This is a genomic window from Flavobacteriales bacterium (genome assembly GCA_016704485.1).
In the GTDB taxonomy this organism is placed as follows: Bacteria; Bacteroidota; Bacteroidia; order Flavobacteriales_F; family PHOS-HE28; genus PHOS-HE28.
Genome location: JADJAA010000001.1, coordinates 492,570 through 505,733, shown reverse-complemented (window position 1 = coordinate 505,733; position 13,164 = coordinate 492,570). Strand labels below are relative to the sequence as shown.

The 13,164-nt window shown below is 52.1% G+C and carries 12 protein-coding genes; 6 read left to right on the top strand and 6 right to left on the bottom strand.

The window, feature by feature from the left end; translation table 11 throughout:
- Positions 1-54 precede the first annotated feature (54 nt).
- The 5 genes from IPF95_02255 to IPF95_02235 are packed head-to-tail and all read right to left on the bottom strand — an operon-like array spanning position 55 to position 6,082.
- Positions 55-1,308: a tetratricopeptide repeat protein gene (locus IPF95_02255; GenBank protein ID MBK6473515.1), complete on the bottom strand. Its 1,254-nt coding sequence runs from the start codon at positions 1,306-1,308 to the stop codon at positions 55-57.
- Positions 1,309-1,311: 3 nt separating this feature from the next.
- Positions 1,312-1,626, bottom strand: coding sequence for a hypothetical protein (locus tag IPF95_02250; GenBank protein MBK6473514.1), 315 nt, complete (start codon positions 1,624-1,626; stop codon positions 1,312-1,314).
- Positions 1,623-3,056, bottom strand: a complete 1,434-nt coding sequence (locus tag IPF95_02245) for a TolC family protein (protein ID MBK6473513.1) — start codon at positions 3,054-3,056, stop codon at positions 1,623-1,625. Before IPF95_02245 ends, IPF95_02250 begins: the two co-directional genes overlap by 4 nt.
- Positions 3,053-4,411: an HlyD family efflux transporter periplasmic adaptor subunit gene (locus tag IPF95_02240; GenBank protein MBK6473512.1), complete on the bottom strand. Its 1,359-nt coding sequence runs from the start codon at positions 4,409-4,411 to the stop codon at positions 3,053-3,055. The genes IPF95_02245 and IPF95_02240 overlap by 4 nt, the downstream gene beginning before the upstream one ends.
- Positions 4,412-4,414: 3 nt before the next feature.
- Positions 4,415-6,082, bottom strand: coding sequence for an ATP-binding cassette domain-containing protein (locus IPF95_02235; GenBank protein MBK6473511.1), 1,668 nt, complete (start codon positions 6,080-6,082; stop codon positions 4,415-4,417).
- Between the two features lie 58 nt (positions 6,083-6,140).
- Between IPF95_02235 and IPF95_02230 the strand changes: the two genes are divergently transcribed.
- A complete protein-coding gene (locus IPF95_02230; GenBank protein ID MBK6473510.1) occupies positions 6,141-6,836 on the top strand; it encodes a TetR/AcrR family transcriptional regulator in 696 nt (231 codons plus the stop codon).
- 36 nt (positions 6,837-6,872) lie between these two features.
- On the opposite strand, the gene IPF95_02225 is transcribed toward IPF95_02230, so the two are convergent.
- On the bottom strand, positions 6,873-7,022 hold the full coding sequence (locus IPF95_02225) for a hypothetical protein (GenBank protein MBK6473509.1): 150 nt from the start codon (positions 7,020-7,022) through the stop codon (positions 6,873-6,875).
- Positions 7,023-7,267: 245 nt separating this feature from the next.
- On the opposite strand from IPF95_02225, the gene IPF95_02220 reads away from it, so the two are divergent.
- From IPF95_02220 to IPF95_02200, 5 genes are all read left to right on the top strand, one after another.
- On the top strand, positions 7,268-9,034 hold the full coding sequence (locus IPF95_02220) for a hypothetical protein (GenBank protein ID MBK6473508.1): 1,767 nt from the start codon (positions 7,268-7,270) through the stop codon (positions 9,032-9,034).
- A gap of 98 nt (positions 9,035-9,132) precedes the next feature.
- Positions 9,133-10,590, top strand: a complete 1,458-nt coding sequence (locus IPF95_02215) for an aldehyde dehydrogenase family protein (protein MBK6473507.1) — start codon at positions 9,133-9,135, stop codon at positions 10,588-10,590.
- Between the two features lie 165 nt (positions 10,591-10,755).
- The gene (locus IPF95_02210; protein MBK6473506.1) at positions 10,756-11,685 is read left to right on the top strand and encodes a hypothetical protein; all 930 of its coding nucleotides are present in this window, start codon (positions 10,756-10,758) and stop codon (positions 11,683-11,685) included.
- A gap of 461 nt (positions 11,686-12,146) precedes the next feature.
- Positions 12,147-12,470: a hypothetical protein gene (locus tag IPF95_02205; protein MBK6473505.1), complete on the top strand. Its 324-nt coding sequence runs from the start codon at positions 12,147-12,149 to the stop codon at positions 12,468-12,470.
- A gap of 253 nt (positions 12,471-12,723) precedes the next feature.
- Positions 12,724-13,080, top strand: a complete 357-nt coding sequence (locus IPF95_02200; GenBank protein ID MBK6473504.1) for a DUF1428 domain-containing protein — start codon at positions 12,724-12,726, stop codon at positions 13,078-13,080.
- The last annotated feature ends 84 nt before the right edge of the window (positions 13,081-13,164 follow it).

Below are 13,164 nucleotides of genomic sequence, written 5' to 3'. Positions count from 1 at the left end.
GCACTCGGATCGCTTTGCGCACCTTTTGCACCGACCATGTGTTGCTCAATTAGATCAGAATGCACAGAAATAGGTCATTGCGTCCTTGGCCTGGGCCGAGCCCAGTTCAGCACTTCTGCGCATATCCTCGCAACCGCGAATAGCATCGTAACGCATATGGAATGCGAGGCCTCTGTTGAATAGCGCATTCTGATGATCATGGTCGAGTGAAAGGGCCCTATCAAAACACTCGATGGCATCTACGAATTCACTGAACAACATGTGGAGGTTGCCTTTCATGTTCCACGTATCCGGGTCGTCTGGGGCCATTACCACGCTCCTATCAGCATCTTCGAACGCCCCAGCATGATCACCTAAATGTTTACGCACGAATGCCCGATTGTATTGCGCTTCCAAGTAGTCAGGTGCAAGTTCCAAGGCCTTGTCGTAGTCTGCTTGGGCACCTGTAAGGTCGCCATCACGTTTTCGGGAAAGTGCTCGTTGGAAGAATATGTGTGGCTTATCAGTGCCGATCATCAGGGCTTTATCCATATCGGACTTCGCGGCAATCGTATTGCCTAAATGCCCATGTACTAGGCCGCGGTTGTACCAGGCAATGTCGAACGTACTATCCAATTTTATTGCTAGGTCAAATGAGGCCAATGCATCATTCCAACGTGCAGCTCTCATGAGGGCCACACCTCGCAGGTCATGCACCAATGCGAGTTTTGGGCTAAGGGACACGGTCAGGTCCAGAAGTTCCAATGCGCGGATCTGGTCGTTCATTTGAAGGTAAGCAGTGCTCTTTTTCAATAAGAGCATTACGTCATCCGGGCTGTGTTCGAGCAACGTGTCGATCTCGCTTATGGCTTTGTCAACGGCGCCGATCGCCAACCAGGTATCTATACGACTTTCCCGTAAAATATCATCGTAAGGTTGCATGGAAACGGCCATATTGATGTCATCCTCAGCGCCTTTTATATCATTCGCAAGTATCTTCACTTTGGCTCGGCGATCATAGATATAAGCGCTATATGGATTGAGTGCTAAGGCCTGGTCCATGTCCCCTAGAGCCTGTAAATTCTGGCCCAAACGGCTCAACAGGGTTGCGCGTTTCATATACGTGTCAGCGAAGGTTATATCCATCTTAATGGCATTGGTGTAGGCAAGAAGCGCTTGTTCGCTGTTCCCCAAGCGCAGCAGATTGTCACCAAGTTGAATGGCATGGATAGCGTCAAGACGGTTATTGACCTGGGCATTCACGTGGATCACTGGTATCAGTAACGCCGCGAAGAAGAAGGAGCGCTGGAGAAGTTCGGTGTACTTCATCCTTCACACTTTTGCAGTTTGTTCCAAGAGCACTTGTTGTGCATGTGGATCCATGCTGACCACGGGTACTGCATGCATACGCACAAGGTCTTCACCTAATAAAGCATAGGCCTCGCTTTCCAGTTCCCGATAGAGCAGCGCTTTACTCATGCCTTGGAGCAGAAGTTGGCGGTTGCGTTCAATTGCACCTCCTGCCCAAGTAAGCTCTTCATGATCCGTGTCTATTGTAGGAAAGAGCAACAAGTGTTTCTCCATTAAGTGGCCTGCGAGTTTCTCAGCAGCCTCTTCGGTGCGTGTTTGAAATGTTATATGGATCATGGCTGTGTTGTGTTATTCGTCCAAGCGTTCCAAAGCGTTCCTGCGTCGTGGTCCAACGCGAAATAGGCTTTGCGCAATTTGGCTTCGAAGGCCACTTGCTTCAAGCGCGATTCGATCAATGGGACTTCGCGTCCGTTCACAATGAAAAGCGAACTTTCACCTACTTCGAATCGTTGGGTTTCAGCATTTAAAAGACGCGCATAATTCGTCACCATGTCTGCTCCGAGGTCGGTCTGTTGGCGGTAAGTAGCAATGTCGTTCCGGCGTTCAAGTATCTTGTTCCGGATCACTGCCTGATCGCGTTCCAAGCTAAGCTCAGCATCCGTGAGCCGCAATTTGGCAAGCGTGAGTTCTCCGCGTTCTCTGCGCAAGAGCAATGGCATTTGGAACCCGACTCCTAATTGATGTCCATCGCCAAGTAAGGTAGTACCTGGCTCATTGCTTAACGCACCGCCGTTGCCCAACCAATTGTATTTCAGGTCCAGTTGCGGTTTTAGGAATTCAGCGCGGAGGCGTCGATCCACTTCTATCTGATCGATGCGTGCTTGTGATCGTTGTAACATTGGATGTATTTCGATAGCGCGCGCAATACTGCTGTCCGCAAGGGTGAATACGATCGGTGATGCGAGGTCGCTGATCACTGGTGTTATACCTGGTTGTAACTCTAAGGGGCGTTGCGCATCATCCCACAAATGGTTGCTCAATCGGAGGCCGGCGTTCAGATGGTCAAGTTGCGCTTGTTGTTTTCGCATTAAGCGGTCTTGAACTTGTAAATAGGCCTCAAGTGTATCAATGGCAGGCCGATCCCCTCCTCTAAAGCTACCACGTACCTGATCGAAGCGCCTGCTTGCCAGGACCACGGCAGTATCACTGATGCGTAGTTGCTCATAAGTAGCAACCCAATCCGTGTGATCGCCTAAAGCCGTTAGCAACAACTGGTTCAGCATTTCTTGCCGTTCGCCTTCTGTTCCACGTTGGTATGCTTGTGCCTTGCGCAAGGTTGCGCGGCGTTGGTCCATGAACAATCCCTGACCGATCGGTACTTCAACTCCAGCTTTGATAAGCCCATTGTCCGGGGTAGTGCCTTGCGGGTTCAAGTAGAAACCATCCGTATTCTGGAAACCACCAACAAGGTCCACTCCGAACCAAGTAGGCACTTTGAGTCCAGCGTCCATTATCTCGAAGTACTCGAATCCATCGAATCGTTTCTCAGCGTAACTGGCAGTTGCCATTGGGTCAAAACCACCACGGGCACTGCGTACGGTAGCTTCCCCTAGACCAGTGCGCAAGGTTGCTTGGCGTGCAATAGGATGGTTCTTCAACACCAGCTTCACGAATGTTTCCCTGGTGAGCGTTCCGCCGTCCGCTGGCGTTTGAGCATGCGAAGCACAGCCAAGAAGCAAAATTCCGATGAGTAGCGTTGTTTTCATTTTTCTTTCGTCGGCATCGTGCTCACGGCTTCGATCCCTGTATAAAGATCCGGAGGAAAACCATTGACCTGTCGCCACAGTTCATACCATATCGGCACATCGCTCATCAATGCGAATCCAACTGCGGCTCCACCAACGCGCAAGGCACTGGGCCATTCCTCGTCGTCTTTATCCGGGCCGACCAGAATGCGGTATTTACCATTCGGGCTGATGAAATTGTCGATGGCAACGACTTCCCCGCCGAAGGTCCCATAGCTTGTGTTCGGCCAACCACTGAAAACGATGCTCGGCCATCCATCGAAGAAGAACCGCACCTTCTGCCCTTTGTTGATCAACGGCATATCCATGGGTCTTACATAGAGTTCCACGGCAAGCTCGAATCGTGCAGGCATTACGCTCACGAGCGGATCTCCTTCCTTGACCGTTTCACCCAAACCGGTAACGATTGCTCTTGTGATGTATCCCTGCTGAGGAGCTGTCACATAATAATTACCGGCTCGCACGGTGTAGTTGGCGAGGTCCACTTGCATTTTGCTCACTTCGCCTTCGGTGGTGTAGAATTGGCTCATGCTGGCGAACTTTTCGCTTTCGGCTTTACTCAGTTTGTCGCGGTAGTCATTGCGGATGCTGTTCACCTCAAGCTGAGCGTTCAGGAATTCGTTGCGCGCATTGAGCAATTGGTTCTGGGCGTCGATCAGTGTTGCATTGGCTCGTTGCTGGGTAACTTGGCGACGTTCCAATTCCACTTTGCTCACGAGACCTTCCTTGAATTGTTGTTCGCCTCTTGCATATTGATCATCCGCCACTCTGATCTCCGTTCTCGCAGCCACCACGCGGATACTATCGCTTTGGATCTTCAGCTTCGCTTGTATGATCTTGTTCTCTGCCTGTTCCAGTTTGATCCGCAGCCCACCTGTAAGTGCATCGATCTGTGAGTCCAAGGAACGAACCTTCTCGTCATAGCTCTTCGCGGTCAATTCCTTCGCGGTGATCTGCTGTTGTGTACGGTCCAAGAGCATGGGATCGAAGTATTCGGCCTTTACCTCGCTCAGTCGAAGTATCGTATCGCCTTTATTCACGAGTTGTCCTTCGCGCACGAACCACTCCTCGAGCCTTCCGGGAATAATGGCATGCACGGTCTGTGGCCGCTGATCCGGTGAAAGGCTAGTGAGCGTTCCGAGTGCACGGATATTCTGTGTCCAAGGAAGGAACATGCCAATGATCGTAATGACGCAAATGGCGATAACCCATTTCGCGAACAATTCATTCGCCTTGGCAACACCGATGGTCCGGAACGAACCGAATGTGTTGCTGTCAAGTTTTGGTAAGGGGTTTTGTGGGCTAAGGTCCAGCATAGCTCAAGAGGTTTTGATCTGACCATTGTGCATGTGGATCACTTGATCACATCTTCCATGTACCCACGGATCATTACTCACGATCACCAGCGTCCAAGGCCGAGCGGAATCGGTGATCCACCCGAGCAACTGCTCGCGCTCGGTTTTTTCCCAATCAAGCATGCTATCATCAAGCAATAACATGCGTGGCTTGCCAACGATCCCGCGGGTAAGAGCAATACGTGTTACCAAACTTCTTGGCAGACGCCCGCCTTCTGCTTGGATCTGGGTGAGAAGTCCACTAGGCAGAGTGGCCAAATGGTTGAACAATCCAGTGGTCTTAGCAGCCTCCATTACATCCGTTTCGGTGATCCATTTGCGGCCAACGACAATGTTCTCCATCACGGTCCCTATGAATACATTCTCATCGCTGAGGTAGGTGCCGATCATCGATCGCACATGCGGCAGGTCCAGACTGGTCAAGGGTTGTCCGTCGAACGAAACCGTGCCTTGTGTAGGCAGCACACCTGCGCTTAGGATCCGCAAAAGGGAGGTCTTGCCGGATCCGTTCGAGCCACTGAGACAGATCTTCTCACCTGCCGCGAAGTGCAAGTTTATGTTCTCGAGTACGGCATGATGGTTCCATTCGGATCGCAGACCGAGGTCAGTTGTCCGCACCTCAAGACCTTGATCGGTATCATGCTCCAGTACGGTCAATCCACCGGAACGTTCCAGTTCAATGTCCGTGACCTGGCCGATCTTTTCGATCGCGGTAAGCACATCATACACCCGGTCCACACTTAGGATGATCTTCTCCACAGCATTGATGAGCAGGAGTATCACGATCTCTGCCGCAACGAATTGTCCCAGATTCATTTGTTCATTGATCACAAGAGCACCACCTAGCGCAAGCAAGCTCAACGTGATAACGACCTTGAATCCGACCATTGCCCCGTATTGGCCGAGTAGTATCTTGAAGTGTGCCTTTCGTGCCTTCACATAGTCGTCGACCAACGCATCTGTACGCTCGATCGGCATATTCGTTTTACCAAGCATCTTGAAAGTGGATTGCTTCCTGCCGATCTCTTCCAACCAATAGGCCACTTTGTATTTTGCGGTGCTTTCATCCATGCTGGTGGCAAGACCACGATGCCCCGTAATGCGGAAGATCAACCACATCAATAGGACCAATAGAAAGCCGAAGGCGATGAAAAAGGGATGATAGATCGCTAGCAGGATGAGTGACAATGCGATCTGCAACAGCCCCATGGGTACATCCATTAGGAGTTTGGCAAGTCCTTTCTGGATCGTCATTGTGTCAAAGAATCGGTTCACAAGTTCCGGAAGATATCGCCCACCTGCTGCTTCGTGCGAAATGCGGGGCAGTCTATAAGCGAACTCCAGTGCGCTTCGAGCGAAGAGGCGTTGCTGAAAATTCTCGACAAGTGCAAGCTGCATTACTTGCAATCCTCCAGTGAATCCCACACCGATCGTAACGAAAGCGATCAGCACTCCCCAACTCGTTGCAACTTGGCCACCACTGATCAAATTGATGATGGCCTGCACGCCGAGCGGAAGGCTCAGACCGATGGCTCCGCCCACAGCTGCGTAAAGGTAGATGTGGCCGATCTCGCGCTTGTCTACGCGCAACAACCGTGTCAAACGCTTCCAGGGGGTTATGGGGTCGATCATCGTGGGTGCAAATATAGTAAAACAATGATATGATAAAGTAATACTATATTTGTCCGCTATGGTACACTATCAACTTGCTCCTGACACGTCGCTCCACTTACGAGACCCTGCAGCATCGGCAGTAGGGGGGCGGATCCTCTCAGAAGGACTCGCACTGATGAATGAGCTCGGTCTCGAGGCCTTCACCTTTCGTAAGCTCGCAGACCGCGCAGAATGCACCGAAGCTACCATTTACAATTACTTCACGAACAAACAACGATTACTTCAGTATTATTTCCAGTTGTATTGGATGTGGCTGGATACGCATTGTCAGCAAGAGGGTCACACGCTGACCGACCCTTGGGCGCGAGTGCAAGGTGATATTCATGCACTATGTGGCATATGGTCGAAGGATGCCTTGGCGGCTCAGCTCGATCCTGTCGCATTGCGCGATCTGGTATTGGTGGAAGGATCTAAATCATTCATGCACAGGAACGTGGATGAGGATAATAAGCTCAAGCTGTTCCAGCCATACAAGGATCTCTGTTCACATCTCGCCAAGGAGCTCAAAGCATGTGATCGATCGTGCAAGCACCCCCGTACTTTCGCTACTACGCTTATTGAAATGGCGCATTCCTTGGAGTTCGCGATGGACCATCTTCCGGCATTGACGGAATTGAGCGGTGCTGGCGACCGAAGGAAACTGGCCGGATTCCTGATCGGGTTGACTTCGGTTTATTTGGCGATACCCGCCGCTACTGGGAAGAAGAAGTGAGCATAGACCGCTGCGACCCCCTCGATCACATGGCGATCAAGAAGGAGTCTTCATCACAAGTGAGCTTAAGTAAAAACGGCGCGGCACCGCGTTACCGCCATCGCGGGTCTGAGCCATGTCCGTGGTGTAGGATCTCGAGTGATCATGGATCGCGATGAATGCGTTGAACCAGAATAGCTGATCCATCCTTTAATTAGTAAAGCCGCGCAGCACATGCGGTCTTCCGACCGGCACATCTAGCAAGGCACTTCACTCAGTGGACTTAAGCGGAAGGTCCTGCGCCGTTATACCTAGAGGTATACCATACATGTTTGCTCTCCAAGAACACTAGCTCCTTGACATTGTTCCGGATCGTCAACCAAAGTTCTATTGCGCGCCGTCAGCCTTTGCCGGTGCTTTGCAACAACGAACCCAACCTGATCACCCACACTATGAAAACAAATTACCTCCATCCTGTTCTGGTCTCCGCAGTTCTGATCGTAGGAGTAACCCGAATAAAAGCGCAGCTGCCCACTCTGGATCCCGTGTTCGCCGGGAGCGGCGTGCTGGACGTGCCGATAATAGGCTCACTTCACGATTGCTGGGCGGCGAATCTATTGGCTCTTCAGGATGGCAGTTATTTGGGTATCAGCGAGGTCACATTGAGCGTCCCCGAAGGCTACAGCGGGCAAGGCGTGCTCGTGAAGTTTGACCAATGTGGGACTTTTGATCCAGACTTTGGAACGGCCGGCGTCTCGCAGCTTGCAGGTGCCGCTGATTGGAGGGTGCTGCCTGAGAAGGGAGTGGAACTGGCCAATGGATCGTTCCTGCTTGCAGGGACAACGAACCAGGGTTTCGGGGCTGTGAGCACGAACCGCCACACCGCTATACGCGTATTGCCCAATGGTACGCTCGATGCAGCCTATGGAATGGACGGGTTCATCCGCCATAGCTCTTCTGATGGAGTGGCGTCCAGCTACGGCATGGACCTGATCGCTCTTCCCACCGGAGGGTATGTGGCTGCTGCTGTCCAAAGCGGGAACAGCAACGGCGGTTCGAGGGCTTTGTCCTTGTTCGGCTACCAAGCAACTGGCGACCCGGACGCTGCGTTCGGCACTGATGGAGTTGTGCACGTGCCGAAATCCGAGTTCGCCTATCGTGCAACAACACACTTGACCAGCAGTTCGACGATCCTTGTGGCCTACGGTCGCCGCTTCGTCAATACGATCCGCATCGAACTTAGTGCCTTCACGCTCGCGGGCGAACCGTCCACAACGTTTGGTAGCAACGGCGTGGTGGACGATACCACCGCATTTTCCGGGGTCAACGGTTACTTTGAGGACTTCGCTGCCGTATTGGACGATCAGGACCGGTTGACCGTGATGGGTACGCTCGACCAGGACAACATCATGTTGATCCGCTTCCTGCCCAGTGGCGCGCGGGATCTCACGTTCGGTGTGAATGGCCGCTTACTGGTGCCGCACTTAGGAACGAATCTTCCGCCATTGCCCTCGCGCTTGAAGATCCTCGCAGACGGAAACATACTGGGCATTGTGCATGCTGGCACTTCCGGCAATGTCCCTGGCACGCAATGGTTCCTGCTCAACGAGAGTAACATCCTCGCTAACGACGATCAACCCTGGGTATCCCTTGGATTCAAGAAAGCGAGTGACGCAATCGAGATCGAGGAGGGCCGCTGGCTGGTCCTTTCGGGTGCACAATTCCCGGCGGGCATGGCGGTCAGGCGCTTCTCCATGGATCCGGTGGCCTTGCCTAGCATCAGCGCGTCGGGCTCATCGTTGATCACAGCGGGCAGTGGTCCTGGATTCCAGTGGTATCTCGATGGCAGCGAGATCACAGGTGCCACGACCAACTCATTCGAGCCACTGTCGAACGGCAGCTACACCGTTGAAATGACCGATGCATTGGGCTGTTCAGCGATATCCGCGCCGTTCGAATTGCTCAATGTTGGCGTGCCGACTACTGACCCCACGCAGTCCATTTCATTAACAGGACCGGATGCCTACGGCATGCTTACAATTCGCAGCGACGACTCTGTGCCTTACGAACTGTTCGACGCGCGTGGCCTCCTGCTGAAGACCGGTACCATTACCGCTGGCTATGACCAGATCAGTACTATTGGACTTGCCTCAGGGTCCTATACGTTCGTGTTGAGATCTCCGAATGGCCGCAAGGTGTTCCGGTTCTTCGCGAAGTGAGCCTTTCCAAGATCCTGCCTTGAGGGCGCCCGGAAGTGTGGCATCGCACATTTCCGGGCGCCTTCGTTCTGTGGAATACAGGACTACCTTTACGACCCATGGCAACCAAAATGAAACCCCTCGATTGGCAACTCGCTCCGGCACCGGAAAGCAAAGATCACTTCAAACTGAAGGAGCAGTACGAACTGTTCATTGGTGGCAAATGGGTGAAGCCCAAGAGTGGTAAATACTTCGACACCATCAACCCGGCCAACGAGCAAAAGCTCGCGCGTATTGCCGAAGCCAACGAAGCCGATGTGGATGCTGCAGTAAAAGCAGCACGCAAGGCGTACGAAGGACCATGGGGTAAAATGCCGGCCAGCGAACGTGCCAAATACATTTACAGGATCGCGCGGCTACTGCAGGAAAAGGCAAGACACTTCGCCGTTGTTGAGACGATGGATGGAGGCAAGGCCATCCGCGAAAGTCGCGACATTGACGTGCCATTAGCAGCAGCACACTTCTTCTACAACGCCGGTTGGGCCGATAAGATCAAGTATGCATTTCCGGGCAAGAACCCTACGCCACTGGGTGTCGCTGGGCAAGTGATCCCGTGGAATTTCCCCTTGCTCATGGCCAGCTGGAAACTCGCCCCCGCATTGGCTTGCGGCAACACGGTCGTTTTGAAACCAGCCGAAACAACACCGCTCACCGCATTGCTTCTTGCTGAATTGATCCAAGAAGTCGAACTACCCGAAGGTGTGGTGAACATCGTTACCGGAGCGGGTGCAACAGGTGCCGCCGTAGTGAACCATCCCGATGTGAACAAAGTGGCATTCACGGGAAGCACGGGAGTTGGCAAACTGATCCAACGTTCAACAGCCGGAACAGGGAAGAAACTCACACTCGAACTCGGCGGAAAAGCAGCCAACATCATCTTCGCCGATGCCGCCATTGATCAAGCAGTGGAAGGAATCATCAACGGGATCTACTTCAACCAAGGTCACGTGTGTTGCGCTGGGTCCCGCTTGTACGTTGAGGAAAGCGTACATGATGAAGTGGTGCGCAAACTGAAGCACCGCATGAAGAGCCTGGTCGTTGGTGATCCGCTCGACAAGAACACGGACATCGGTGCCATCAACAGTAAAGAGCAGCTCAACACCATCAACAAGTACCTGAAGATCGGTGTGGAAGATGGTGGTGAAATGTATCAAGCACCCTGCGACCTACCGAGCAAAGGCTACTGGTGCCGCCCGACATTGTTCCTCAATGTTTCGCAAAGCGCACGCATCGCACAAGAGGAGATCTTCGGCCCGGTACTCGCCATCCAAACATTCCGCACGGTGGATGAGGTCATCCAAAAAGCCAACAACACCCCCTACGGCCTAAGCGCCGGCGTGTGGACGGACAAAGGCTCCAAGATCTTCAACCTCACCACCAAGCTCCGCGCGGGCGTCATCTGGGCCAACACCTTCAACAAGTTCGATCCTACTTCACCATTCGGTGGGTACAAGGAAAGCGGGTATGGAAGGGAAGGCGGAGTGCATGGGCTGGGGGCGTACTTGAATTTGAATTGAGGCATGTTTGGCGCGAGTGACATATTGAAGATTTGGGCGTGCCCCGGGTCAAATGCAGCCGGGTCGCGCTTTCCACTGCAAGCACGCACACGTCGTTCCTCCTTTCTGCTTCAATCGCTCACGCGGAATACGCTCTGCACCAGCTCGCCACCTTGCACCTAGGCAATGGGACAGACCATTGACGTAGAGAATCGCAATGAAGACTTTCGTGCCATTCATGACCTCATAGAACGCTTGGAGTTTGGTATTCGCGCAGTCTGCGTGATGTATGACGAACACTCCAACGACAAGCAATCCCATGACAACATATTTCGGCACAAGGAGAATATCTACTATAGGCTGTCATCAGCCCGTATCTCATATCGGGCACTCTTGAGGGAGATTGGAGAAGGTGAACGATGGCTTCTAGAATCGAGCAAGGGCAATGCAAGGGAATTTGACAAATTCGTGATGGGCAATCCGTTCTTCGATAGAATTGAACGGGATGTCTCTGGGCACTTTGACAATTTGGTGTTCCAGTTGGCATCTGCCTTCGACTATATGGCTCATGTGATTTGCTACATCTGTCAACGCAACAAGAGCAAGACACTATACTGGATGAAACTCGCACGATCAGCGAGAGGAGAGGGAAATGAGATTGCTCAGCTTGCAATCAAGGACGTCGTTGATCAAGTTGACAAGAGCTTTGTTGGGAGGCTCTATGATTATCGCTCGCGATTATCTCACCATGAACGGGACAAACATCGTTTTGAGGCTCTAGTAGCTCTCTCCCCCCTGCACTTTAGGGTTACGATAAAGCCATCGCAGGTTTCGTTCAACCACTTCAAGAGCATTTATGAAGGCGATGAGAACTGCAAGCAATGCACGCTGGCCTACATGTCCTCTTGGTTGATCAGAACGTCCATCGCAAAGCTTGATCTCTTGCTCGATGCACTCGTTCCTGAAATCGTCAAAAATTCAGTTGTTCGACAAAACATAGATGTTCCAAAGGGTGGGAAATCCTTTGTAGTGATGATGTATGACAAGAATACCAATTCGGCCCAGCTAACCTCTCGGCATATGTGGCATAGATATAAGCAAGGCCATACTAACTAACTAGCACACACGCTGGTGCGAATCTGCGATTCGTGCCTTCTGATTTTAGGTTTGGTCACGATAAAATTCCAAATTAGATTGCTTGCATGGACCCGGTAATGCTTTCGGTGATTGGGCTAGTCCTCACGGTCCTTACAATAGTACTTGGAGTAGGGCAATACCGAGAGGCGCGAAGGTCCCGGCGCCTGACGGAGCAAACGCGGACAGACGTCCAGTCATACCCGCCTTCAGCATTGGTTGATAATTCACAGCGAATTACCACCAATCAGCTAACGGGTCTTCAGGGTCCAGACCTTTCTCAAGTGTGGGTCTATGCACCACATCCGCTCGAAACACTACCTGGTCCTATGCATGTCGCGCTTCGCAGCCGCGTTTTTGGGAATCTGAAAGCTGGGATTGAGTACGTCTACTTCGTGGAGTCGCCCGAAGGAATTGAACGAATACTTACTCTACTTAAACGAATGAACACTGAAGGAGGTGGAAGCGCTAACACGATGGAAGAGTTGAAGGCCAGAACGATGGTCGTAGTGCTTTCGGCTGACGATTTTCTTACGCACTACACAGTGCACTTCAAGCAGAATGGAGAATTCAGGGTCTTCCAGAGCGTAGTTGACCCAAGTCGTAATGACAACATGGAAGCATTGTCAAGCATTGCAGCTGAACAGTTCCGTCGCGTCATGGAGCGGAAAATTGAGGCGCGCAAGGAGGAGATGGTGGAAGGAATGCGTGTGCGAAGAGTCAGAAGGCGCTCCGCAGCAGTGAGCAAGAAAGACATTAATGGATAGCACAAGGATCTTCCGCACACTTCTGGCATTCACTAGCAATACGGTCCTCGAACTATCCCGCCTTCAAAGCCCAACGACCTTGTAGGTATTGAAGCTGATCGGATGGGAAGTCCGCCGGGCGTTGGGTAGTTGCACCATTGCGTTATGCGTTCGTTGCGCACAATGCGTCCTGACGCATCACCAAGTTCTTTGCATCGATGGCGAACGTTTTAAGGAGTCTTCGCTATACTTGTGTGAACAAAAGAGCTACAACATGTCATACGTAGATGGATTCGTGATCCCTGTTGCAAAGAGCAAGGTGGCCGCGTACAAGAAGATGGCCCTCATGGGCAGGAAGGCCTGGATGAAGCATGGCGCACTACAGTACTTTGAGTGCGTAGGCGATGATCTGAAAGCGATGCCGGGATGCGGCGATTTCAAGAAGCTCGCGAAGCTGAAGAGCACAGAGACGATGCTCTTCTCGTTCATCATTTTCAAGTCAAAAGCCCATCGCAATGCGGTGAACAAGAAAGTGTTGGCCGAAATGATGAAGGTGAAAATGCCCAAGGACATGCCCTTTGATCTGAAGAACATGGCTTATGGCGGTTTCAAGACCATCGTTGAAGGCTGAGGTGAGTTTTGATGCTCCCATGGAAGCGCGAACACTAGATCACGGATCTTGACCGGAGCTGTTCAGCCGATCGCATCCCCGAAC

Bases quoted from the DNA above. Each gene is read 5' to 3' on its own strand.
- IPF95_02245 (MBK6473513.1), bottom strand. From the start codon at position 3,056: ATGAAAACAACGCTACTCATCGGAATTTTGCTTCTTGGCTGTGCTTCG.
- IPF95_02250 (MBK6473514.1), bottom strand. From the start codon at position 1,626: ATGATCCATATAACATTTCAAACACGCACCGAAGAGGCTGCTGAGAAA.
- IPF95_02220 (MBK6473508.1), top strand. From the start codon at position 7,268: ATGAAAACAAATTACCTCCATCCTGTTCTGGTCTCCGCAGTTCTGATC.
- IPF95_02255 (MBK6473515.1), bottom strand. From the start codon at position 1,308: ATGAAGTACACCGAACTTCTCCAGCGCTCCTTCTTCTTCGCGGCGTTA.
- IPF95_02235 (MBK6473511.1), bottom strand. From the start codon at position 6,082: ATGATCGACCCCATAACCCCCTGGAAGCGTTTGACACGGTTGTTGCGC.
- IPF95_02210 (MBK6473506.1), top strand. From the start codon at position 10,756: ATGGGACAGACCATTGACGTAGAGAATCGCAATGAAGACTTTCGTGCC.
- IPF95_02230 (MBK6473510.1), top strand. From the start codon at position 6,141: ATGGTACACTATCAACTTGCTCCTGACACGTCGCTCCACTTACGAGAC.
- IPF95_02240 (MBK6473512.1), bottom strand. From the start codon at position 4,411: ATGCTGGACCTTAGCCCACAAAACCCCTTACCAAAACTTGACAGCAAC.
- IPF95_02225 (MBK6473509.1), bottom strand. From the start codon at position 7,022: ATGGATCAGCTATTCTGGTTCAACGCATTCATCGCGATCCATGATCAC.
- IPF95_02205 (MBK6473505.1), top strand. From the start codon at position 12,147: ATGAACACTGAAGGAGGTGGAAGCGCTAACACGATGGAAGAGTTGAAG.
- IPF95_02200 (MBK6473504.1), top strand. From the start codon at position 12,724: ATGTCATACGTAGATGGATTCGTGATCCCTGTTGCAAAGAGCAAGGTG.
- IPF95_02215 (MBK6473507.1), top strand. From the start codon at position 9,133: ATGGCAACCAAAATGAAACCCCTCGATTGGCAACTCGCTCCGGCACCG.